This is a genomic window from Microbispora catharanthi, assembly GCF_006334915.2.
Lineage (GTDB): Bacteria > Actinomycetota > Actinomycetes > Streptosporangiales > Streptosporangiaceae > Microbispora > Microbispora catharanthi.
In genome coordinates, this window is record NZ_VDMA02000015.1 from 143,214 (window position 1) to 163,781 (window position 20,568).

18 protein-coding genes and 1 tRNA gene are annotated in these 20,568 nt (G+C 72.1%); 7 read left to right on the forward strand and 12 right to left on the reverse strand.

Annotation, left to right across the window (positions count from 1 at the left end; translation table 11 throughout):
• Positions 1-4: 4 nt before the first annotated feature.
• Together FH610_RS26505 and FH610_RS26510 are read right to left on the reverse strand one after the other, a co-directional pair.
• On the reverse strand, positions 5-919 hold the full coding sequence (locus tag FH610_RS26505; protein ID WP_139577532.1) for an NADP-dependent oxidoreductase: 915 nt from the start codon (positions 917-919) through the stop codon (positions 5-7).
• Complete coding sequence (locus FH610_RS26510; protein ID WP_139577533.1) at positions 916-1,533, reverse strand: TetR/AcrR family transcriptional regulator; 618 nt, start codon at positions 1,531-1,533, stop codon at positions 916-918. The genes FH610_RS26505 and FH610_RS26510 overlap by 4 nt, the downstream gene beginning before the upstream one ends.
• Positions 1,534-1,602: 69 nt before the next feature.
• Here FH610_RS26510 and FH610_RS26515 point away from each other — a divergent pair, with 69 nt between their 5' ends.
• Positions 1,603-2,010, forward strand: coding sequence for a PPOX class F420-dependent oxidoreductase (locus tag FH610_RS26515; protein ID WP_139577534.1), 408 nt, complete (start codon positions 1,603-1,605; stop codon positions 2,008-2,010).
• Here FH610_RS26515 and selB read toward each other — a convergent pair.
• From selB to FH610_RS43880, 3 genes are all read right to left on the reverse strand, one after another.
• Positions 2,002-3,792 (reverse strand): selenocysteine-specific translation elongation factor, encoded by a 1,791-nt coding sequence (gene selB, locus FH610_RS26520; protein WP_139577535.1) that lies wholly within the window; start codon positions 3,790-3,792, stop codon positions 2,002-2,004. The two genes, FH610_RS26515 and selB, sit on opposite strands and share 9 nt — an antisense overlap.
• Positions 3,792-5,081 (reverse strand): L-seryl-tRNA(Sec) selenium transferase, encoded by a 1,290-nt coding sequence (gene selA, locus FH610_RS26525; RefSeq protein WP_139577536.1) that lies wholly within the window; start codon positions 5,079-5,081, stop codon positions 3,792-3,794. Before selA ends, selB begins: the two co-directional genes overlap by 1 nt.
• Before the next feature lie 100 nt (positions 5,082-5,181).
• A complete protein-coding gene (locus FH610_RS43880) occupies positions 5,182-7,020 on the reverse strand; it encodes a hypothetical protein (RefSeq protein ID WP_205826077.1) in 1,839 nt (612 codons plus the stop codon).
• A gap of 206 nt (positions 7,021-7,226) precedes the next feature.
• Here FH610_RS43880 and FH610_RS26535 point away from each other — a divergent pair, with 206 nt between their 5' ends.
• The 3 genes from FH610_RS26535 to FH610_RS26545 all read left to right on the forward strand — a co-directional run bounded on the left by FH610_RS26535 (position 7,227) and on the right by FH610_RS26545 (position 11,920).
• On the forward strand, positions 7,227-8,369 hold the full coding sequence (locus FH610_RS26535) for a pectinesterase family protein (RefSeq protein WP_139577537.1): 1,143 nt from the start codon (positions 7,227-7,229) through the stop codon (positions 8,367-8,369).
• A gap of 80 nt (positions 8,370-8,449) precedes the next feature.
• A complete protein-coding gene (locus tag FH610_RS45310; RefSeq protein ID WP_139577538.1) occupies positions 8,450-9,211 on the forward strand; it encodes an IclR family transcriptional regulator in 762 nt (253 codons plus the stop codon).
• A gap of 96 nt (positions 9,212-9,307) precedes the next feature.
• A complete protein-coding gene (locus FH610_RS26545) occupies positions 9,308-11,920 on the forward strand; it encodes a caspase, EACC1-associated type (RefSeq protein ID WP_139577539.1) in 2,613 nt (870 codons plus the stop codon).
• 145 nt (positions 11,921-12,065) lie between these two features.
• On the opposite strand, the gene FH610_RS26550 is transcribed toward FH610_RS26545, so the two are convergent.
• The 3 genes from FH610_RS26550 to FH610_RS26560 all read right to left on the reverse strand — a co-directional run bounded on the left by FH610_RS26550 (position 12,066) and on the right by FH610_RS26560 (position 14,025).
• On the reverse strand, positions 12,066-12,608 hold the full coding sequence (locus tag FH610_RS26550; protein ID WP_139577540.1) for a PIN domain-containing protein: 543 nt from the start codon (positions 12,606-12,608) through the stop codon (positions 12,066-12,068).
• Positions 12,605-13,702 carry a helix-turn-helix domain-containing protein gene (locus FH610_RS26555; protein ID WP_205826078.1) on the reverse strand — a complete coding sequence of 366 codons (1,098 nt, stop codon included), beginning with the start codon at positions 13,700-13,702 and terminating at the stop codon, positions 12,605-12,607. The genes FH610_RS26550 and FH610_RS26555 overlap by 4 nt, the downstream gene beginning before the upstream one ends.
• Before the next feature lie 229 nt (positions 13,703-13,931).
• A tRNA-Sec gene (locus FH610_RS26560) sits at positions 13,932-14,025 on the reverse strand.
• Between the two features lie 89 nt (positions 14,026-14,114).
• Here FH610_RS26560 and selD point away from each other — a divergent pair.
• Positions 14,115-15,128, forward strand: a complete 1,014-nt coding sequence (gene selD, locus FH610_RS26565; RefSeq protein ID WP_139577542.1) for a selenide, water dikinase SelD — start codon at positions 14,115-14,117, stop codon at positions 15,126-15,128.
• A gap of 46 nt (positions 15,129-15,174) precedes the next feature.
• The gene (locus FH610_RS26570) at positions 15,175-15,768 is read left to right on the forward strand and encodes a DUF6886 family protein (protein ID WP_139577543.1); all 594 of its coding nucleotides are present in this window, start codon (positions 15,175-15,177) and stop codon (positions 15,766-15,768) included.
• A 14-nt stretch (positions 15,769-15,782) separates the two neighbouring features.
• On the opposite strand, the gene FH610_RS26575 is transcribed toward FH610_RS26570, so the two are convergent.
• From FH610_RS26575 to FH610_RS26585, 3 genes are all read right to left on the reverse strand, one after another.
• On the reverse strand, positions 15,783-16,958 hold the full coding sequence (locus FH610_RS26575; protein ID WP_139577544.1) for an MFS transporter: 1,176 nt from the start codon (positions 16,956-16,958) through the stop codon (positions 15,783-15,785).
• 175 nt (positions 16,959-17,133) lie between these two features.
• The gene (locus FH610_RS26580; protein ID WP_139577545.1) at positions 17,134-17,781 is read right to left on the reverse strand and encodes a response regulator transcription factor; all 648 of its coding nucleotides are present in this window, start codon (positions 17,779-17,781) and stop codon (positions 17,134-17,136) included.
• Complete coding sequence (locus tag FH610_RS26585) at positions 17,766-19,025, reverse strand: sensor histidine kinase (RefSeq protein WP_139577546.1); 1,260 nt, start codon at positions 19,023-19,025, stop codon at positions 17,766-17,768. The genes FH610_RS26580 and FH610_RS26585 overlap by 16 nt, the downstream gene beginning before the upstream one ends.
• A 222-nt stretch (positions 19,026-19,247) precedes the next feature.
• Between FH610_RS26585 and FH610_RS26590 the strand changes: the two genes are divergently transcribed.
• Complete coding sequence (locus tag FH610_RS26590) at positions 19,248-19,679, forward strand: hypothetical protein (protein ID WP_205826079.1); 432 nt, start codon at positions 19,248-19,250, stop codon at positions 19,677-19,679.
• A gap of 53 nt (positions 19,680-19,732) precedes the next feature.
• On the opposite strand, the gene FH610_RS26595 is transcribed toward FH610_RS26590, so the two are convergent.
• Complete coding sequence (locus FH610_RS26595) at positions 19,733-20,497, reverse strand: alpha/beta fold hydrolase (RefSeq protein ID WP_139577547.1); 765 nt, start codon at positions 20,495-20,497, stop codon at positions 19,733-19,735.
• Between the last annotated feature and the right edge of the window lie 71 nt (positions 20,498-20,568).

Consider the following 20,568-nt stretch of genomic DNA (forward strand, 5'->3'; position numbering starts at 1 on the left):
CCGCTCAGAAGATCAGAACGAGCTTGCCGGTGGTGTGGCCGGTCTCGATCAGCCGATGTGCCCGCGCCACCTCCTCGACCGGGATCGCCTCCTGGATCCGCACCTTCAGGTCGCCCTTCTCGTACAGGGCGGTCAGCCGGGCGAGCCGGTCCGCCGAGCGCTCGGTGCCCAGTCGCTGGACCCCGAGCCGCTCGGCGGCGGGCTGGTAGGCGATCGTGCCGGTCCGGGTGCGGTCGGCCACGAGCGTCGCCGAGGCCTCCAGCGCCTCCACGGTCCCGGCCGCGTCGAGCGCGGCGTCCACGCCGTGTGGGGCGGCCGCCCGCACCCGCTCGGCCAGCCCGTCGCCGTACGCCACGGGAATCGCCCCGAGGTCGCGCAGGTAGGCGTGGTTGCGTTCGCTCGCGGTGCCGACGACCGTCGCCCCGAGCGCCCGGGCGATCTGCACGGCGAACGTGCCGACCCCGCCGGCCGCCGCGTGCACGAGCAGGGTGTCACCGGCGCCGACGCGCAGCTTCTCCAGCGCGGTGTCGGCGGTCTGCCCCGACGCCGACAGCACCCCGGCTTCCGGCCACGGCATCGACGCGGGCTTCGCGACCACCTGGCCGGCCGGGACGACGACGTGCTCGGCGTACGACGCGAGCATCGCCCAGCCGACGACCTCGTCGCCCGCGGCCACGCCGGTGACGCCCTCGCCGACGGCGTCGACCACGCCCGCGAACTCGTTGCCCAGCCGCTGCGGGAACGCCGCGGGCACGTAGGCGTGGGCGCCCCCGCCGCGGAACAGCGCGTCGAACGGCTGCACGCCCGCTGCCCGCACCCGCACCCTGATCGCCCCCGGCCCCGGCTCGTCCGGCTCCGTCTCGACGACCTCGAGCACCTCCGGGCCGCCGTAAGCGGAGAACACGACCGTCCTGCTCACGAATCTCTCCTCGTCATCGCGGCGAGCTGGCCGACGACCCACTCGCGATAGTCCTTCGACAGCGGATCGGCGCCGACGATCCCCTCGACCATCCGGGGCAGCGCGATGGGCGCGAAGGCCAGCGCGTAGGCGACCAGCAGGACGAACTCGGCGTCCAGCTCGCCGGTGATCTCGCCCTCCTCCTGGCGCCGGCGGGTCCGCTCCACGGCCTGGCGCAGCCGGGCCCGCTGCGCCGCCGCCCATTCGTCGTCGCCCGCGGCGGCCGGGCTGTCCCCCAGCGCCTGCCAGACCACGAGCCGGGACCAGTCCGGGTTGTCCAGCGTCGCGTCGAGGTGGGCCGCCACGCTCTGCGCGTACGTCGCGCCGGGCGGCGTCACGCTCTCCTGCGCCCGCGCCCACCTGCGCCGCAGTTCCTCGACGAGCCCCTGCTTTCCGCCGAAGTAGTAGGAGATGAGCTGCTGGTTGACCCCCGCCCGCGCCGCGATGGCGGCCGTGCGGGCCCCGGCGTACCCCTTCGCGCCGAACTCCTCGACCGCCGCCTCCAGGATCCGCTCACGGGTCCGTTCGGCCGCCTTCCCGCGCTCCTGTGGCGCACGCCGTGCTGTTGAAGCCATGCGCCGCACCCTAGCCAATCAAGTAGTTGAATGACAAATGTCAATCAACTACTTGATTAGGATGAGCGCATGATCTTCACAGAGCGCGAAATCGAGTACCTCGGCGGTCAGCGGATCGGGCGACTGGCCACGCTCCATCCGAACGGCACGCTCCAGGTGAGCCCGGTCGGGTTCCGCTACAACCGTGAGCTGCAGACGATCGACATCGGCGGGCGCGACATGGCGGCCAGCCGCAAGTTCCGCAATGTGCTGGCCAACGGCAAGGTGGCGTTCGTTGTGGACGACCTCCCGTCCACTGATCCCTGGCAGGTGCGCTGCCTGGAGATACGCGGGCACGGCGAGGCGCTCACCGAACCCGCCGGCTCGAAGGCCCCGCTGTCCGGCCCGATCATCCGCGTCCATCCGCAGCGGATCATCAGCTTCGGCGTCGACCCCGGCAACCCCGCCGCCGGCAAGCGCGATGTCGCCTCACGTTGACCGGCGGTGGACCTCGTCCACCCGCTCGGTGAGGCCCTCGCGGTCGAGGTGTTCCAGCAGCGGCACCGCGACCCTGCGGCTGGTGCCGAGCGCGCTCCTGGCCTGGCTGACCGTGAACGGCTGCGGCAGCCGGGCCAGCAGCGCCGCGGCCCGCGCGTCGGCGCCCGGCGCGAGCACGACGCCCTCGGCCACGCGCAGCAGCGCCCCGGCGCGTACGGCGGCGGCGAGCTCGCGCGGTCCGAGCCCCAGCGCGGCCAGCCGCCCTGCCTCCGGCGCCTGGAACGGGGCCTTGGCCAGGTCGTCCAGCAGGGCCCGCACCGCCCCGGCGACGGGGGCGGGCAGCCCGGCCGTCCCGGCCACGACGCGGCCCGTCGTGGTGATCCGCCCGTCGGCCACCGTCAGCGGCGGCCGAACGAGCGCCGTGACGAGCCGGCGGTCGGGCAGGCCCAGCTCGTGGCGGGCGGCCTCCACCGGCATCCCGGGCTCCAGGGGGTGATCGGCGGCATACCGCCGTACGACCTCGGGGAGCCGGGTGGACAGATCCGACCAGTGATCGGGGTCGGCGTGCCAGCCCGCGGCCACCGGCCGTCCCCCGGGCGGACAGCCCATCGCGGCCAGCTCGCCGTCGCGCAGCAGCAGGTGCGTACGCAGGAGGGAGGCCGCGCTCGCCGACGCGTCCGCCAGCGCCTTCGCCCGCTCCCTGGCCGCCCCCCGGCGGCGCAGCTCCGGGGGCCGCACGTCGAGCACGGTCGCCCGCGCGAGCACCCGCAGCTCGCCCTGTCCCCGGCCCGGGTCCCGCAGCAGCAGCGCGTCTCCCAGGTGCAGGGGAAGCGGCCGGGCCAGGCGCAGCCGGGCCGCCGCCCCCTCGGCCTCGGCGCCGAGCGGGCGCACCTCGCACGGCACCGACGCCGAGCCGATGTGGGCGGTGAGCCGGGCGGGCAGGGGCCCGCGGGCGCCTTCCGCCATCGTCACGCGCACGTCGGCCAGGCTCGTCGCCGTCCAGGCGCCGGGCGTGACGAGGGCGTGCCCGCGTTGCGGCGCGATCCGCCCGCGCAGGTTGAGCGCCACCCGCGCGACCCCGGTGACCGACTCGACGTGCTCCTTCAGCGACTCCAGGGCGCGCACCCGCACCGGCTCGCCGTCCAGCTCCAGTTCGTCGCCCACCTCGACGCGGCCGGCGGGCAGCGTGCCGGTCACGACGGTCCCGCTGCCGCGCACGCTGAACGCCCGGTCGATCCACAGCCGCACCGGGGCCCGCGGATCGGGCGCGGGCAGCGCCGCCACCAGCCGGTCGAGGGCGGCGCGCAGCCCGTCCAGGCCCTCGCCGGTGCGCCCGCTGACCGGCAGGGCCTCCACGTCGCCCAGTCCGGCCTCCGCCAGCCGGTCGCGCGCGTCCTCCAGCGCGGGCGCGGGGTCGGCCAGGTCCGCGCGGGTGACGGCGAGCAGGCCGTGCCGTACGCCGAGGGTGCGCAGCGCGACCAGATGCTCCTCCGACTGGGGCATCCACCCCTCGTCGGCGGCGACGACGAACATCACGGCGGGCACCGGGCCGACCCCGGCGAGCATCGTGCCGAGGAACCGCTCGTGCCCGGGCACGTCGACGAACGCCACCCGCTCCCCCGAGGGCAGCGTCGTCCAGGCGTAACCGAGCTCGATCGTGAGCCCGCGCCGCCGCTCCTCCGCCAGCCGGTCGGGCTCCATCCCGGTCAACGCCCGCACCAGCGTCGACTTGCCGTGGTCGACGTGTCCGGCCGTGGCCACGACGTGCGTTCCCGGGGCCATCAGGAGGTCGCCTTCAGGACGGCCGCGAGGACCTCGCCGTCCCGGTCGGGCGGCACCGCGCGCAGGTCGAGCAGCAGGCGGCCCCCCTCGACCCGGCCGACGACCGGCGGCTCGCCCCGCCGCAGCGGTGCGGCCAGCCGTTCCGGCAGGCTCACGGCCACGCTCGGCAGACCCACTCCGGGGGCGCCGCCCCCGCCCACGGTCGCCTCCGCGGACACGGCCGCCGCGTCCACGCCCGCCCGGCACAGCGCCTTGGCCAGCGCCTCGGCCCGCTCGCCGAGAACGATCGGGTCGGCGTGGAGAGCCTGCCGTACGGGGGGCTCCGGGCCCCGCAGCGTCGCCTCGAGCGCGGCCAGCGTCAGCTTGTCCACGCGCAGCGCGCGGGCGAGCGGGTGCCGTCTGAGCCGTTCGACGAGGTCGCGGCGGCCGAGCAGCAGGCCCGCCTGCGGGCCGCCGAGCAGCTTGTCACCGCTCGCGGTGACCAGGTCGGCGCCGGCCCGCAGCACGCTCGCGGCGTCGGGCTCCTCGGGCAGGAGGGGATCGCGGGCGAGCAGCCCCGAGCCGATGTCGACGACCACGGGCACGCCCAGCCCGGTCAGCTCGGCCACCTCGACCGAGCCGGTGAAGCCCTCGACCCGGAAGTTCGACGGGTGGACCTTGAGCACGAACCCCGTCTGCGGCCCGATCACGTCCCGGTAGTCGGCCAGGGTGGTGCGGTTGGTCGTGCCCACCTCGCGCAGGCGCGCGCCGGTGGACACGAGCAGGTCGGGGATGCGGAAACCGTCGCCGATCTCGACCAGTTCACCCCTGCTGATCACGATTTCCCGCCCGGCGGCGAGCACGGTGGCGGCCAGCACGAGGGCGGCGGCGTTGTTGTTGACCACGTGGACGCCCTCGGCGTCGGGCACGGCCCGGGCGAGCGCCTCGACCGCGCCGCGTCCCCGGCGCGCCCGCGCCCCCGTGGTCAGGTCGAACTCCACGTCGGTCGCCCCCGCCGCCACCGTCACCGCCTCGACGGCGGCCGGGGACAGCGGCGCACGGCCCAGGTTCGTGTGGAGCAGCACGCCGGTCATGTTGATCACCGGACGGAGGCTCGTGGCGTTGGGCGGCAGCGCGGCCAGCGCGACGTCCGCGACGTCCTCCGGTTCGATCTCGCCCTGCCGCACCCGCTGCTGCGCCCGCACGACCGCGTCCTTGACCGCCGGACGGCCGAGCCGCTCGACGGCGGCGGCCAGCCGCGGATCGGCCAGCACGGCGTCGGTGCGCGGCACCCGCCTCCGTGGATCCACACTTCAAATTACAGCGATGGCGCACGGCCCGGCCCGCGAGGCCGGGCCGTGCGCGGAGGGCACGCCGGGCGGGGGACCAACGGCGTGCCCTGGTTCTTCGTCAGCTCTGGCAGTGGATGGGATAGGCGGCCTGCGCCGTCGGCTTGTTGTGGTTCAAGACCTCGATCTTGACCGTTCCGTCGGTCTTCTCGGCCCGCGTCCAATACCAGGCCTGGATGCCTATCACGCCGCCCTCGGGGACCGTGTGGGTGAAGGTCTGCTGGTTCACGCCGTCGACCACCCAGCGGTAGGTGATCTCCGTCCCGGCGGGCGCCTTGAACTCGCCGAAGGCCGTCACGTAGGGGGCGACCACGCAGTCGCCGTAGTAGCCGACGGACTCGATCTCGGTGATCTGCACGGTGCCCGGCGACGGGTCCGGCGCCACGCACGTCCAGGTGTACGGCACCTGCTTGACGGGCTTGTTGTGGTTGAGGATCTCCAGGCGGACGACGCCCGAACCACTGGACCTGGCGTTGCCATACCAGAAGTCGCCGATCGTGCTCCGCACCCCGGGCTTGAGCCGGGCCGTCCTGAGCACGCCCGGCTTGTCATCGACGACCAGGCGATACCTGACCTCCGCGTCGCGGTCCGTCAGGACCATCGCGCTGGCCCGCATGGGGAACGAGCCGTCGCACTCGCCGTTGAAGTGGGGCGTCAGCATGTACTCGACGGTCAGGTCGGCGTCGCCGCCCTCGGCCACGCAGGTGAAGCTGAACGTGCGCTGGGCCGGCTGGGCGGGGCCGCCTTCGGCCCGCAGGCCGAGGGTGTGGGAGCCGCTCCGGGTGGAGTCGAGGCTCCAGGTCGCGGACACGTTCTGCACGCGGGGCCGGTCGCCGGCGGGGAAGTCGGCGAACTGCTCCTGCCACATGGAGCCGTCAAGGCTCCACCAGTATCCGACCCTCTGGGCCGCGCCCGCCGGGAGCGAGATCTGGCCGGTGGCCTGGTAGGCGACGGGTTCGAGGCAGCTGCCCTCGTAGTCGCCCGGCGTGAGGTCGGCGATCTGCGGCACCGGCGTCTGCACGGCCGGCGGCGTCGGACTCGGGCTCGTGGACGGGCTGGGCGACCGGCTGGGCGAGGGTGACGGGCTCGGCGAGGTCGGCGGTGTGGTCGTGCAGGTCACCGCGTAGGCGGCCCGTCCGGAGTCGCGGCCGCCGGTGTTGACGATGCGGATGGCCTTCCAGCCCGCGGTCGAGCTGCCCACGGCCAGCGGGAGCGTGACCTGCCGGCTGCGCGGGCCACCCGCCGCGAAGAGGAGCGACTCGAGCCGGCCCTCCCCGGTGCCGCTGTCGATCCAGCGGTAGTAGACCTTGGCAGGCGTACGCGACACCTGGACGGTGCCCGTGAACGTCACCGTCGTGGGGCAGGCGCCCCGGTAGGTCGCCGGGCTCGCGCTGACCGCGGCAGCGGCGACCAGCGGTGCGCTCGGCCCGGCGGGCAGCGGGTGGGCGGTGTCCCAGATCACGACGGCGCCGGTGCACCCGACGTCGAAGCGGCCCTTGGCCGACAGCCCTTTCTTGCCGAGGATCTCCACCGCCTGCCAGCCGGAGGCGCTGCGGTCGAACGTCTGGCGGTCCCGCACGACCACCTTGCGCGCGCCGTCGACGCGGAAGCTCCTGATGGCGCTCTTGCTCCCGTCACCGCGTACCCAGCGGTAGCGCACGGTTCCCTTCCCCTTCGCCGCCACCACGGCGGAGAAGCCCACAGTGGTGGGACAGGCGCCGGATCTCGTGGCCGGGCTCGCCGTGACCCTGGCCACGGCCGTCTTGACGACAGGGGCCGGCCTGGGGGCGGCCGATTCGGCAGTGGGGGCCGTCATGGGAGCAGGGGCCGCGAGCACCGGAGGGGCGGTCAGCAGGCCGCCGAGCAGCGTGGCGCTCAGCAGCGTCGCCGTCCATCTCATCGGGGGTCCTTTTCGTTGTTCACGGAAGTCGTCGCTCAGGGGAGACAGGCCATGCTGTCCGGTCCGACTTGGAGATCACTTGACACTGCCTTGTAACTGTCGCCCCAGCCGTTTCCGGCCGTCGTTGACAGAGCCGGAGGCGGATCTTACGGTGCTTCTGTTCGCATTTGAGGAACTAGTTCACATATGTGACCATAGGAGCCGTCATGTCGTTCCTGACCCCCCTGATCGGCCGGCGGCAGGCGCTGGCCGGCGCGGCCGCCGCGATCCTCGGACTCGCGGTCGCGTCGCCCGCACGCGCCGCCCATGTGCTCCCCTTCGGCCGGTACGGCTCGCCCCGGCGCCGGCTGAACGACCGCACGCTGTACGTCGACGCTCAGGGACGGGGCGACCACGCCACCGTCCAGGCCGCCGTCGACGCGACACCGGACGCCCCGGCCGAGAGCTGGACCCTGGTGATCTCCGCCGGGACCTACCGGGAGACCGTCCTCGTGCCGCAGGCCAAGACCGGCCTGTGCTTCCTGGGGGCGACCGGCGACGCGCGCGACGTAGTGATCGTCTACGACAACGCGGCCGGCACGCCCAAGCCCGCGGGCGGCACGTACGGCACCAGCGGCAGCGCCACCACCACGATCCAGGCCGACGGCTTCACCGCCGCGCACGTCACGTTCGCCAACGACTGGCTGCGGGCCGACCACCCGGACATCACCGGCACGCAGGCGGTGGCGGCGAAGGTCATGGGCGACCGGTCGTACTTCGAGAGGTGCCGCTTCCTCGGCCACCAGGACACGCTGTATGCCGACACCCGCGCCCTGGCCTCCTTCGCGCGGCAGTACTACCGCGAGTGCCACATCGAGGGAGACGTCGACTTCGTCTTCGGCCGCGCGACCGCCGTCTTCGAGCGATGCGAGCTGAGCACCCTGGCCAGGGACGTGACGTTCCGTCCGTACGGCTTCGTGTTCGCGCCGAGCACGGCCGCCGCCAACCCGCGCGGCTACCTGGCGGTGCGATGCGTGATCAACGGGACCGCGGCCGACGCGTCCTTCGGCCTGGCCCGGCCCTGGCGGCCCAGCAGCGACCCGACCGCCCTCCCGTCGCTCGTCGTACGCGAGACCTGGATGGGCCCCTCGATCGACGCGGCCACGCCGTACGTGGACATGAGCTCCGGGTATCACTGGCAGGACGCGCGGTTCGGCGAGTTCCACAACATCGGCCCGGGCGCCGCGATCCCCGTCCCCGAGAACCGGCCGCAGCTCACCCCGGAACAGGCCGCCGAGCACACCCCCCGGAACTACCTCGGCGACTGGCGCCCCGGCCCCGCCCTGCTCCCCCGTCCTTCCGGCCGGTGACACCGTTCTGTCGGTCCCGGCGGTAACGGCGGGCTCCTCCTCCGCGAGTTCCTGGTAACCGCCTCGGGAGGGGAGTCCTCATGGACGTGCGGGACCACGCCGGCGCCGGTCCCGGCCGGGAACCGGCGCTTCGAACAGGGACAGCCAACGGACGCGGCGTGCTCGAAGGGGCGTTCCACCTGCTCGACGTCCTGGCGGCGGCCGAGGACGGAGCCGGTCTGTCCGAGCTCGCCCGCGACGCCGGCATGCCGAAGGCGACCACCTATCGCCTGCTCCGGCAGCTCGCGAACCTCGGCGCGGTGCAACAGCACGGACAGCGCTACTTCGTGGGACGGCGGCTCGCCCGTCTGGGCGGCGCCTGGCAGCCCGACCCGCGGCTGCAGGCCGCCGCCCGCGAACCCGTACGCCTGCTGTCCGCGCTGACCACGACCGTCACGTTTCTCACCGTGCTGGAAGAGGACCGGGTCAGGGTGATCGCGGCGACACGGGGAGAGATCAGGGAGGTGCCGCCGGTCCTGCCGGGCTCCGAGTTGGCCGAGGCGACCGCCGCGGGCCGGGTGCTGCTGATGCAGAGACCGGACGGCGACGCCGTGCCGCCGGGGTTCACGCTCGCCGAATGGCGGCGGGCCCAGGCGGCCTTCCGCCGGTCGGGTTCGGTCGCCGCCGATCACCAGGAGGTCCTTCCCGGGGTCTGCTGCGTGGCCGTACCGGTGCGGCGCCCGGACGGCGAGATCGTCGCGTCGGTCAGCGCGCTCGCGGTGCGGCCGGCGGTGCCGGCGGGGCTCACCGAACTCGTGCTGCGGGCGTCGAGGGAGATCACGCGCAATCTCGGCCGCACCTGACACCGGTCCGCTGAGTGAACCGCGCTGTTTCCTCCCCTGGTCTGCCGGGCCGACACTGCATCGGCAGGGACCGGCCGTACGTGCGAGGGAGCCGCAGTGGCCGCTGAAACGACCAGGCTGACCATCCAGATCGCAGAGGAGAACGCCGACCCCCACGACCTGGAGGACCTGACGGCCCGGCTCCGCGCGGAGTTGCTGGAGATCGACGTGGTGGCGGCGCAGGCCGAGCGGGGGGCGCCGCCACCACCCGGCGCCAGGGCGGTGCTGTCGTTCTCCCTCGGCGGCCTGGTGGTCTCCCTCGCGGGCACGGAACTGCTCGCCGCGGTCGTGGGCGCGGTGACGGCCTGGCTGACCCGAGACCAGCACCGGTCCGCGAAGCTCACGATCGACGGCGACGCGATCGAGCTGACCGGTGTGCCGTCCGGCGAGCAACGCCGGCTGACCGATCTCTGGGTGCGGCGGCATGAAACCGTTCACGCCCCCGCCCGGACGCGGAGCGCTCTCATCGTGGCCGGCGACGAGTACCGCGATCCGGGGCTGCGCCGGCTGCGGGCTCCCGCACGCGACGCGGAGGCGCTGGCCCGCGTGCTCGGCGATCCGGCGATCGGCGGCTTCCACGTGCGCACGCTGCTCAACGAGCCCACACACGTGGTCAGCGAGATGGTCGAAGAGTTCTTCACCGACCGGGCCGCGGACGACGTGCTGCTGCTGCACTTCTCCTGCCACGGCGTGAAGGACGACAACGGAGAGCTGTACTTCGCCACGCCCACCACCAAGCTGAACCGCCTGGGGGCGACAGCGGTCTCGGCCGAGTTCGTCAGCCGCAGGATGAGCCGCAGCCGGTCCAGGCGCATGATCCTGTTGCTCGACTGCTGTTACGCGGGAGCGTGGGCACGAGGCGCGCTGCCACGCGCCGGCATGGGCGTGCACGTGGAGGAGCAGTTCGGCGGTCACGGCCGAGTGGTGATCACCGCGTCGAACGCGATGGAGTACGCCTTCGACGGCACCGATCTCGCCGACGCCCAGGAGCAGGCGCCGTCGGTGTTCACCCGCGCCCTCGTGGAAGGGCTGGAGTCCGGGGACGCCGACCGCGACCAGGACGGCTACGTCGGCATCGACGAGCTGTACGACTACGTCTACGACAAAGTCCGGCAGACGACACCGGGCCAGACCCCGGGCAAGTGGGCGTTCGACCTGCAGGGCGATCTCTACGTCGCACGGCGCGCCCGCCCCGTCACCGTACCCTCGCCTTTGCCGGCGGAGCTCCAGGCGGTGATCGAGAACTCCATTCCCAGGGTCCGCGCCGGCGCGGTCGAGGAGCTGCGGCGCCTGCTGAGGAGCAGGCACGGGGGTCTCGCTCTGGCGGCACGGCTGGCATTGCAGGAGCTCGCCGGCGACGACAGCCGGACCGTGTCCACTGCCGCCGCCCAGGCCCTCGCCACCGGCAGGACAGCCGCACCGGCATCACCGTCAGGGTCTCCGCCTCCCGCGCCGACGTCGCAGTCTCCCCATTCCGTGCCGGTATCGCCGGAGCCCGAGCCGTCAGACTCCGCACCTCCCGCGACCTCCGTCCGCGCCGTCACCGGCGAACCCGCTCCGTCCGCACCCACGGACGACCGCGCCGACCCGGTTCCGAGGGTGGCCACCGCCCCTGGCACAGGCGCGCCGAGCCAGGCGGCGGGGACGCACACTGCCGTAACGCCTCCGACCACGCCGTCCCCGGTGGGACAGCCCTCATCCGTCGCCGCCACGGCGGCGCCGGCAGCGCCGACCCCGTCCGGCGGTGGGGCGGCGATCCGGAACCGCATCCTCCGGGTGTTCCGGTCACGCGACCGAGCCCTGAATCTCCGGGCGCCCGTCCTGCCGGCGGCCTTCCTGCTGGCGGCCTTCCTGCTGGCGAGCGCGGCGCTCTCATGGCTGACCCCGGCCGCCGCGATCTGGCAGTGGCTGCTGGTGGCCGCCGCCCTCGGGGCGGGCCTGCTTCCCCCTGAGGGACGGGCTCGGGAGATCACCGTCGGGTTCGCCGCCGGTCTGAGCGCGGTCATGCTGGGGTTGCTCGCGTTCTACGCGGAGGAGTACAGCAGCGGCTGGAGCGTGTGGATCGCAGCGACCGGGACCCTGCTCATCTTCGCGGTCGTCATGCTGGAGGGCGCACCACCCGGCACGACGCGGTGGTCATGGCTGGGGGAACGAACCGTCGGCCTGATCGCGGTAGCGGTGATCGCGACCCACCTGGCCTCTCCTGAAGGCATCACCGACGACCCGGGGAAGACGCCGCAGTGGTGGGGAGCGACGGTGGTGGCGGTCGCCTGCCTCTGCTTGTTCGTCGTCCGCGGCATCGAGCAGCGACGCGACGCCCGAGCCCTCGTCGCGTTCGTCCTCGGCGCCGCCGCGACCGTGCTCGTGGTGCTCGACGTCGGCAGTGCCGTGCGCACCGTCTTCCTGCCCACTGTGCTCGTCATGCTGCTGCTCGGCGTCCGCCCGGCCCGCGGGCGACCGGAGTTCCTCGCCGCCGCCCGGCTCTCCCTCATCGCGGGAGTTCTGCAGGGCGTCGTCGACCACGGTCTCGTGAACCGCGTAGATCCACGGTTCGTCATCGGCGCCGGCGCGAAGGACCATCTGATCCTCCAGATCGTCGCGGCCCTCCTGGTGGCGATAGCCGCCTACACGGCCAGGAGCAGTTCCTCCCGCTCGTCCCGTCAGGAATAGAGCCGGTGCCGTCCCATGGCGGCCGAGTCAGGACTCCTCGGCGAACAGGTCGTCGGCGATGGTCAGCACCGCCCTCGCCTCACCCACGATTTGCCCGCCCAAGGGCAACTATGAGCGAGCCTCTCGCCAGACCGAGTCGCCGTCGTCAGCAGAGTCGATGGCGACGGGCATAGGAGAGAAACGTCGATCCTGAGCAGGGTAAGCGCATGCCTGTCGCGCGGAGGGCGTCCACGAGGTTCTCCGCGCCCACTTGTGTGAGCTTGCCCTCCCGGCAGGCGGTGCCGAGGAGCCAGATCGTCCCGTGCACCTCCAGGCCATAGGCCCTGCCCACTGCAGTGGCATCGCGATCGTCGGTGATGGCGATCCCGCCGAGCAGTTCAGCTGCGCAAAATACGCTTGCCTCACCCAGATCACGGCCGGACGAGCCGACACGCCGAACCCACCGCGCGAAGCATTCGAGTTCCTGCAGTGTGGACAGTTCCGCCATCCCTAACCACTCGGCGTCCAATGCCTGCCGCAATGTCGGGAACGTTCCAATGCCGACACGAAGCTCCTCGTGAACCACACGGGTAGTGAGGCATGGGCGTCCGGCGAGAAGGTCGCGCAAAACATCCAGCCGTTCAGCCCGGGAGAAGTGACTGAGGCTTGTGGCATCGAAGATGAGCATCTGGTCGGCGGATGACGTCACGGCTCGATGTCCCAGTCGTCCCTCGCGGGGAGATCGCCCTCCTCGACCTGACCGCGCATCAGCTCGATCGCCCTGGATGTTGTTATCAAGTTCTTCTTCAGGGCCTGGAAAACGGCGTGCGCGTAGCTCGGAGGCACCCGGACGGACTCCAGGTCCGGTTGGGGGGTCCAGCCCACCGCCTCCATCAGCTCTGCTCGAGTAGGGTTCCGCCGTCGTAGCTCCTTCGCCGCCTCTCTGCCCACCGCCCCGGCCTCGAGCGCCTGCCGCACGGTCAAGGACCACGAGGTCCGATAGGTGGCGGCGAGCATCAGGAGAACGTCTCGGATGGGAGCGGCGGACTTCCCGGCGCGCTCCTTCACGACCCCCGCAGGCAGGAGGAGCTCGGCCGCGAAGGCGTCGATGACCTGCTCTCGCTCCGCCCGGGATGTGTGGACACCCAGGTCGGCCGAATACTCGTCACCTACGATCAGGTGGCCCAGTTCGTGGGCCGCGGTCGCCCGGCGACGCCCTGGATCGCCCTGACTGCTGACGACGGCCACCGCCACGTCGCCGTCCACGAGCGACGCGCCGTCCCCGCGAGTCGCGACCACGGCGACGAGTTGCCCCATACGCTCGCAGAGCGTCATGAGCGAATCAACCGGCCTCGTGCCCAGGTCGAGACTGTCCCGCACCCATCTGGCCGCCGATCTCGCACCCGGCATGTCGTCCACAGTCCCCGGGTAGCGGCGCACGGGAGGTGTGACCAGGTCCCCGAGCTCCGCGAGCTGCCGCACGTCGGCCAGCCAGGCGGACAATGCCAGCTCCAGCCGATAGGACTGGCGAGTCACATCGGCAATGGTGTCGTCGGTCAGCTCGGCCCGCCGGGAGATGATCGGCTGAGCCGGCCTGAGGAGGAAATCCAGGGGCACGCGGAGCGCTTCGGACAATCTGACCAGTTCCAACGCGTCGATCCGTCGGACACCTGCCTCGATCTTGGCGATCATCGTACGGTCGAGACCGACCGCCGCGGCCAGTTGGTCCTGCGACAGGTCGGCCGCAAGCCTGCATTCGCGGACGCGGTCGCCCATGTCCGCCCACTCTCCGCCGATCCCCATGGTGCGATTTTCGCACATGGACGGGTCAACAGGGCCTGCGGAAGGAATGAGAATTCGGCCTCCGGCAGGAAGGGCCTCTCCTGTCCGGCAGATCCATCACGAAGCTCGCGGCAGATCCACCACGAAGCTTGCGGCAGATCTACCACTGCCATGACTGCTCACCCGGCTTGAGCTGGTCGAACGCGGGCTGTCGACGGAACCGGAGGCTGACCTGCCAAGGCGGGGGTGAGCGGAGGCGGACGGGAATCGAACCCGCCAGGCCGAGGACCTCGGCCTCGTCGGTTTTGAAGACCGCGGGGGCCACCAGGCGCCCACACACCTCCAGGGAGAAACCTAGCCGGAACGGGGTAGGGACCGCGGCGGCGCCCCGTGGTGGCGGCGTGGCGGAGGAAAGACTCGAAACGAGGGCGGTATGACCGAGGCGGCGGAGCGGGCCGGAATCCGGCTGACCCAGCAGGCGCACGGGGGCGGCTGCGCCTGCAAGATTCCCCCGGGTGAGCTGGAGACCATCGTGGCCGGGCTCGTGGCCCCGAACCCCTCGGCGTACGCGCACGAATTGATCATCGGGCTGGACGACGGCGACGACGCGGCCGTGGTCAGGATCGAGGGCGGCCGGGCGGTCGTCGCCACCGCGGACTTCTTCACCCCTGTCGTGGACGACCCGTACGACTGGGGGCGGATCGCGGCCACCAACGCGCTGTCCGACGTGTACGCGGTGGGCGGCGAGCCGATCGTGGCGGTGAACCTGCTGGGCTGGCCCAGGGAGACGCTGTCCATGGACCTCGCCAGGGAGGTGCTGCGCGGGGGCCTGGACGCGGCGCGGGCGGCGGGCTGCCACGTCGCGGGCGGTCACAGCGTGGACGATCCCGAGCCGAAGTACGGCATGGCGGTCACCGGTCTGGCCGACCCGGACCGGCTGCTGCGCATCGACGCGGGCCGGGCGGGAATGCCGATCTCCCTCACCAAACCGCTCGGCGTGGGCGTGCTCAACACGAGGCACAAGGTGACCGGCGAGGTGTTCCCCCAGGCGATCGAGGTCATGACGACGCTCAACCGGGACGCCTCACGGGCGGCGCTGGCGGCCGGGGCGGTGTGCGCGACCGACGTGACCGGATTCGGCCTGCTCGGCCACCTGTACAAGCTGGCCAGGGCGAGCGGCGTCACGGCGGTGGTCGACGTGGCGTCCGTGCCCTACGTGGAGGGGGCGCGACAGGCGGTGCGCGACGGCTACGTCAGCGGCGGCACCCGCCGCAACCTGGATTGGGTGCGCCCCCACCTCGACCCGGGCCGGTACGCGGAGGAGGACCTGCTCCTCCTGGCCGACGCCCAGACCTCGGGCGGCCTGCTGGTCGCCGGCGAGGTCCCCGGTTCGCCGATCGTCGGCGAACTCGTCCCGGCCGAGGCCGCCGCGATCCGGCTCGCCTGAGACCTCGGGATCGGCCGCGGTCACGACGAGGTGGTAGACCCGGGACATGCGACCTGAGCCCGGCGAGGTGCTGCATTTCTCCGAAGACCCCAATATCACCCGATTCATCCCGCATGTGGCGGCCACCGCGCGGCAGCCGGAGGCGTACGTCTGGGCGGTGACGGCCGAGCGCTGCGCCGACTACTGGTTCCCTCGTCAGTGCCCGCGGGCCATGGCGTGGACGACGCCGGACTCCACGGACGCCGATCGCGACCGGATCATCGGGCCGGGCTGCGGAGAGCGGGTTCACGCCATCGAGTACGGCTGGCTGAAGGCGTTCTTGACCGTCCGCCTGTACGCCTATCGCTTCCCGGCGGAGAAGTTCGTCCCGTTCGGAGAGCCGGTGCCCAATGCGGTGGTCGCGACCGAGCCCGTCGAACCCCTCGGGCCGCCCGAGCCTGTCGGCGACCTGCTGCGACTGCACGAGGAAGCCGGCATCCAGCTCAGGCTGCTGGACGACCTCTGGCCGTTCTGGGACGCGGTGACCGCGAGCTCCCTGGGCTGGAGCGGCATCCGCCTCCGCAACGCCCGCCCCCGGCGCTCACAGCCATTCGTTGATCGCGGCGATGAGGATCGCGGCTCCGTAGCGCACCACAAGTGACCGTAAGGAGTGAGTCAGCGGGGTTTGCTGAGCGACCACAGGGAGGCCGCCATGAGGAGAGCGGTCAGCCCGCCGCAGATCATCACGATGGAGACCGAGAAGGCGTCGACGACGCGTCCGCCGAGGAACGCGCCGAGGGCGAAGGTCGCCTGGAAGGAGGAGGTGAAAACGACCGTCGCGGCTTCGGGCGTGTGAGGGGCGGCGGCGATGAACGATGCCTGCGAACAGACGGGTACGCCTCCGTAGGCCAAGCCCCAGACCACGAGTGACATCACGGCGCCGACGGTTGTGCCGCCGACCGAGGGCAGCAGCAGGGTGGTGACCGCGATCAGGAAGCCGCAGGTCACGAAGGCGGTTCGTAATCGTGTCACAGCGCCCTTGCCGGCCAGGAAGTTGCCGACGATTCCGGCGACGCCGTACGCCAGCAGGATGGCGCTGACCGCGGCGGGAGGCAGGCCGGTGACGTTCTGGAGGAAGGGCGTGACGTAGGTGTAGGTGCCGAAATGGGCCAAGACGATGAGGAAAGTGGCCGGCAAGGCGATGGCGGCGCCCCGGGTGCGCAGCAGGTCGAGCAGGACGCGAGGGCGGGTGACCTGATGGGCGGGCAGCGGCGGCAGCAGGAGTGTCAGGGCCCCCAGAACCAGGAGTGCCGGCACGGCCAGGACCAAGAAGGCGGTCCGCCACCCGGCGAGGTCGCCGATGAAGGTTCCGGCCGGTACGCCGAGCACGGAACCCAGCGGAACGGCCGAGAAGATCACAGCGGTGGCGGTGCCGACGGCGTGCGGCGGCATCAGGCGGGCGGCCAGCCCGGCCCCGATGGACCAGAAGCCGCCGATCGTGAGGCCGACGAGCGCCCTGGAGATCAGCATGATCCAGTACGAGGTCGCCACTGCGGCCAGCACGTCGGCTACGGCGAGCACCGCCATGAGGGCGCACAGCATCACACGGCGGTCCAGGCGCGCGGTGGTCAGCGTGACGGTGGGCGCGGCGACCGCGGCGACGATGCCGGGCAGGGTCATGGTCAGCCCTGTGGTGCCGTCGGAGATGCCGAAGTCGGCGCCTATGGCGGTCAGCAGGCCGATGGGCAGGATTTCGCTGGTGACGATGGCGAAGATGCCCAGCATGAGCGAGGTGACGGCGAGCCAGCCGATGAGGGGCGAGCGGGGCCGGGCGAGCGTGGTGGTCGGCATGGGTTCCGTTCGGCCAGGTGCGGGTGGAGGGCGGGCACCCAGCGAAGCAGTGAGGTGGCAGCGGGCACTGGCGCGTTTCGGCCGCGACCACGCCCCTTGCGCGAGCCAGGGCAGCACGGTGAGGGCCCGGCTACGCCCGCCGGCCGTGGCGAAGCAGGCCGCCTGGAGGAGCACGTCAGGGTTTGTTCAGGTAGGTGAGGACGGCGAGGACCCGGCGGTTGTTGTTGCCGTCGTCGGTGATGCCGAGCTTGCCGAAGATGGAGGTCGTGTATTTGCTGATGGCGCTCTCACTGAGGAAGAGCCGCTGGCCGACGGCCTGATTGGACAGCCCTTCGGCCATGAGGCCGAGCACGTCGTGTTCGCGTTCCGTGAGCCGTTCGAGTCGCCGGTTCGACGACCCGCTGGACAGCAGTTTGGCGATGACGGCCGGGTCCATGGCGGTCCCGCCACCGGCCACCCGCTCCAGAGCGTCGATGAACTGATCGGCGTCGAACACGCTCTCTTTGAGGAAATAGCCGATGCCGCCGGTGCCGTCGGCGAGGAGCTCGCGGGCGTACAGCTGTTCGACGTGCTGGGAAAGGATCAGGATCGGCAGTCCGGGCAGCCGGCGGCGGGCGTCGAGAGCCGCCCGCAGGCCCTCGTCCGACTGGGTCGGCGGCATGCGGACGTCGACGACCGCGACATCCGGCCGCTGTGTCAGCAGCGCGTCGAGCGTCTCGGGCCCGGTGGTCGCCGTCGCCACCACCTGGTGTCCATACGCCTCCAGGAGGCGGACCATCCCGTCACGCAGGAGGTAGAGGTCTTCGGCTACAACGATTCGCATGGCACAACCATTCTCACGCGGGTCGGACCGCCTGCCGGACTGGTGATCTCCAGGGTGCCGTCGAAGACCGCGAGGCGGCGGCGCAGCCCGTCGATCCCACCGCCGGCTCGTACGCCGGCCCCGCCCTCGCCGTCGTCCTCGACCTCGACGACGACGTCGGTGCCGTGGCCGGCGATGGAAATCCATGCCCGGGTCGCACGGGCGTGCTTGGCCGCGTTGGTGAGCAGCTCGGCGACCCCGAAATACAGGGCGGACTCGATCGGCGGGTCCAGGCGCAGCCGGAGGTCGGCGCTGACGGCGGCTTCGAGGGCACTGTCCAGGGCGAGAGCGCGAACGGCGTCGACGAGCCCTCGCTCGGTCAGCACCGGCGGGCTGATGCCCCTCACCAGGTCGCGGAGCTCGGTCAGGGACGTGGCGGCCCCGGCTCGCGCCTCCCGCAGCAGCGCCTTGGCCCGGTCGGGGTCGGTCTGCATCAGCCTCTCCACGGTCGCCAACGACATCCCGAGCGCGACCAGGCGCGCCTGCGCTCCGTCATGCAGGTCCCGTTCGATTCTGCGGATCTCGGCGGCCTGCGCGACCGTCGTGTCCGCGCGCTGGGCCGTCAGCTCGTCCACCCGGTCAGCCAGCGCCATCGCGGGCGACGGCCCCAGGAAACGGACGGACACCGGCCCGACCGCCCGCCAGGCGTACGGGGCGGCGCCGATCGCGACGGCCACGCCGAGCACACCGATCAGACGCATGGAGGCCGCCGGGTGGCCGAACCCGACGACCGCCGCCACGACTCCGGCCGGCGGAACGGCCGCGACCACCCCCATGGTGACGGGTGCGATCACCGCGAAGCGCAGGTCGCGCCAGGTGGCGGGATCGCTCCACCAGAGCCGCATCCTCTGGTCCCGGCGAGCGTCCCGGCTGGTGCGCTCGTAGGAGTATCCGTTCCACCAGTAGCCGGTCGACATACGCACCACCGGCGCGGCCTTCCGATATCCGGGGGGAATGACGGTGCCCGTCCTTTCGGCGACGACAGAGCGGACCATCCGGCACACCGGGCGAGACAGGGCGAGTGTGCCGATGCACGCCCATATGAACGGCACTACCGCCGGCCACGGGTTGCCGCCCCACCACCAGATCCACAGCCCCACGGCGGCGGCCCACACGGCCGGGACCAGCATGCTGACGACCACCACGACACACGCTCGCACGAACCCCACGGCGGCACTCGCCAGCCACGGCACCAGCTGTCGCATGATCTTTCCTTCGCGCTTCATGACCCCGGTTCCCGAAGTGTCCCGCAATGCGCCGATCCGGCCGGTGCGGCCTGATGTTTTCCACTGTGTACCGCACGGAGCCCCGCGCCCAGCCGATCGCCCCCGGAGTGGGTCTGGCCCCACCCCCGCGTACGTCCAGACGCATACCGCGCCGCCCGTCCGCTCCCTAGCGTCGAGACCACGACGAGAAGGAGAAATGACATGACCACCATCACCGGCGCCACGGCACACCTCGACGACGGCCGCACCCGAGAGGCCTTCGACCTGGCGAAGAAGTGCGTCACGCTCTCCGGCATGATCTGCGGCGTCACCCTCGCGACGGTTGCCGTGCTGTCGATCGTCGGTCACCCGGGAACCACGTTCATGTGGGCCCGGGCCGTCATACTGCTCGCCATCGCCCCGGTGCTCTACCGGCTGACCGTGCGTGCTTCGCAGGGATCGCGGCGCAGCTTCGAGCGCATGCGCACCATCAGCGTCACCATGCCGATCGCGATCATCGGCGTCGACCTGATCCCCGGTATCTGCCCGGCGTGGTACGCCGTGATGCAGGCCATAAGCGTCCTGCCCCTGATCGCGGTCGCCTTCATCCTCAGCGGATCCGGACCCCGCGCCGCTTTCCCCAAGACGCGCTGAGCACCCGCTGCCGCGGCGCCCGGCCGGCAAGCCGGGCGCCGCGGCCGCGTACGTCAGGACGGCGAGGCGACCGCTCGGCCGAAGTGCCGGGCGAAGAACCGCACCGCGCTGTCGGCCTCGAACCTGGGCAGTTCCTTGTGCCTGCCCGCGTTGGCGTGCAACGTCTTCTCCTTCGAGGCGAAGGCGTCGAACAGCGCGAGACCGGCCTCGCGCGAGATGTGCTCGTCGTCCCACTGCATGTCGAACTCGATCGGAATGGTGATCTGCTTCGCCTTCTGGGCCAGGACATCGGGCCAGTGCTGGCCGAAGACCGCGGCCGTGATCCTGGGTTCGATCGCCACAAGCGGTATTCCGATCGCGGTGCCCATGTTGACGCCGAAGTAGCCGACCGGCCCGTCGGCGCCGATCTCCGGAAGTTCCTGGAGCGCGTCCAGGGTCGCCTGCCACTCGGGCACGGCGAGCTCCGCCAGGTGGGCGTTGTAGCGGACGACGATCGGTCCTTCCGGCTCGCCCGCCGCCCTCGCCCGGTACAGCTCGGCGATCTCCTGCTCGTCGTGCGCGGTGCGCGGCCGGTCGCCGTGACCGGGCGCGTCGATGACGGCGACATGGAAGCCGCAGCCGGTCACGAGAAGGCGGGCGCGGCCCGCCATCGCCGGGTGCTTCTTGTGGTTGCCGCCGCCGTGGCCCATCAGGACCAGGGGCGCACGATCGGTGCCGGGAGCCGGCGACCAGAGAACTCCGGGGACGTCGCCCACGGTGAATTCGCGTTCGACCATGCCGTTCGACGACGACTCGGCAGTGAACCGCAGAGAGTGCACAGGTGTTGCCTTTCGGGAGTGCCTTGTTGTCGAGGCGCTCCCGGCGACACCTACGTCGATCGCCCGGCCGT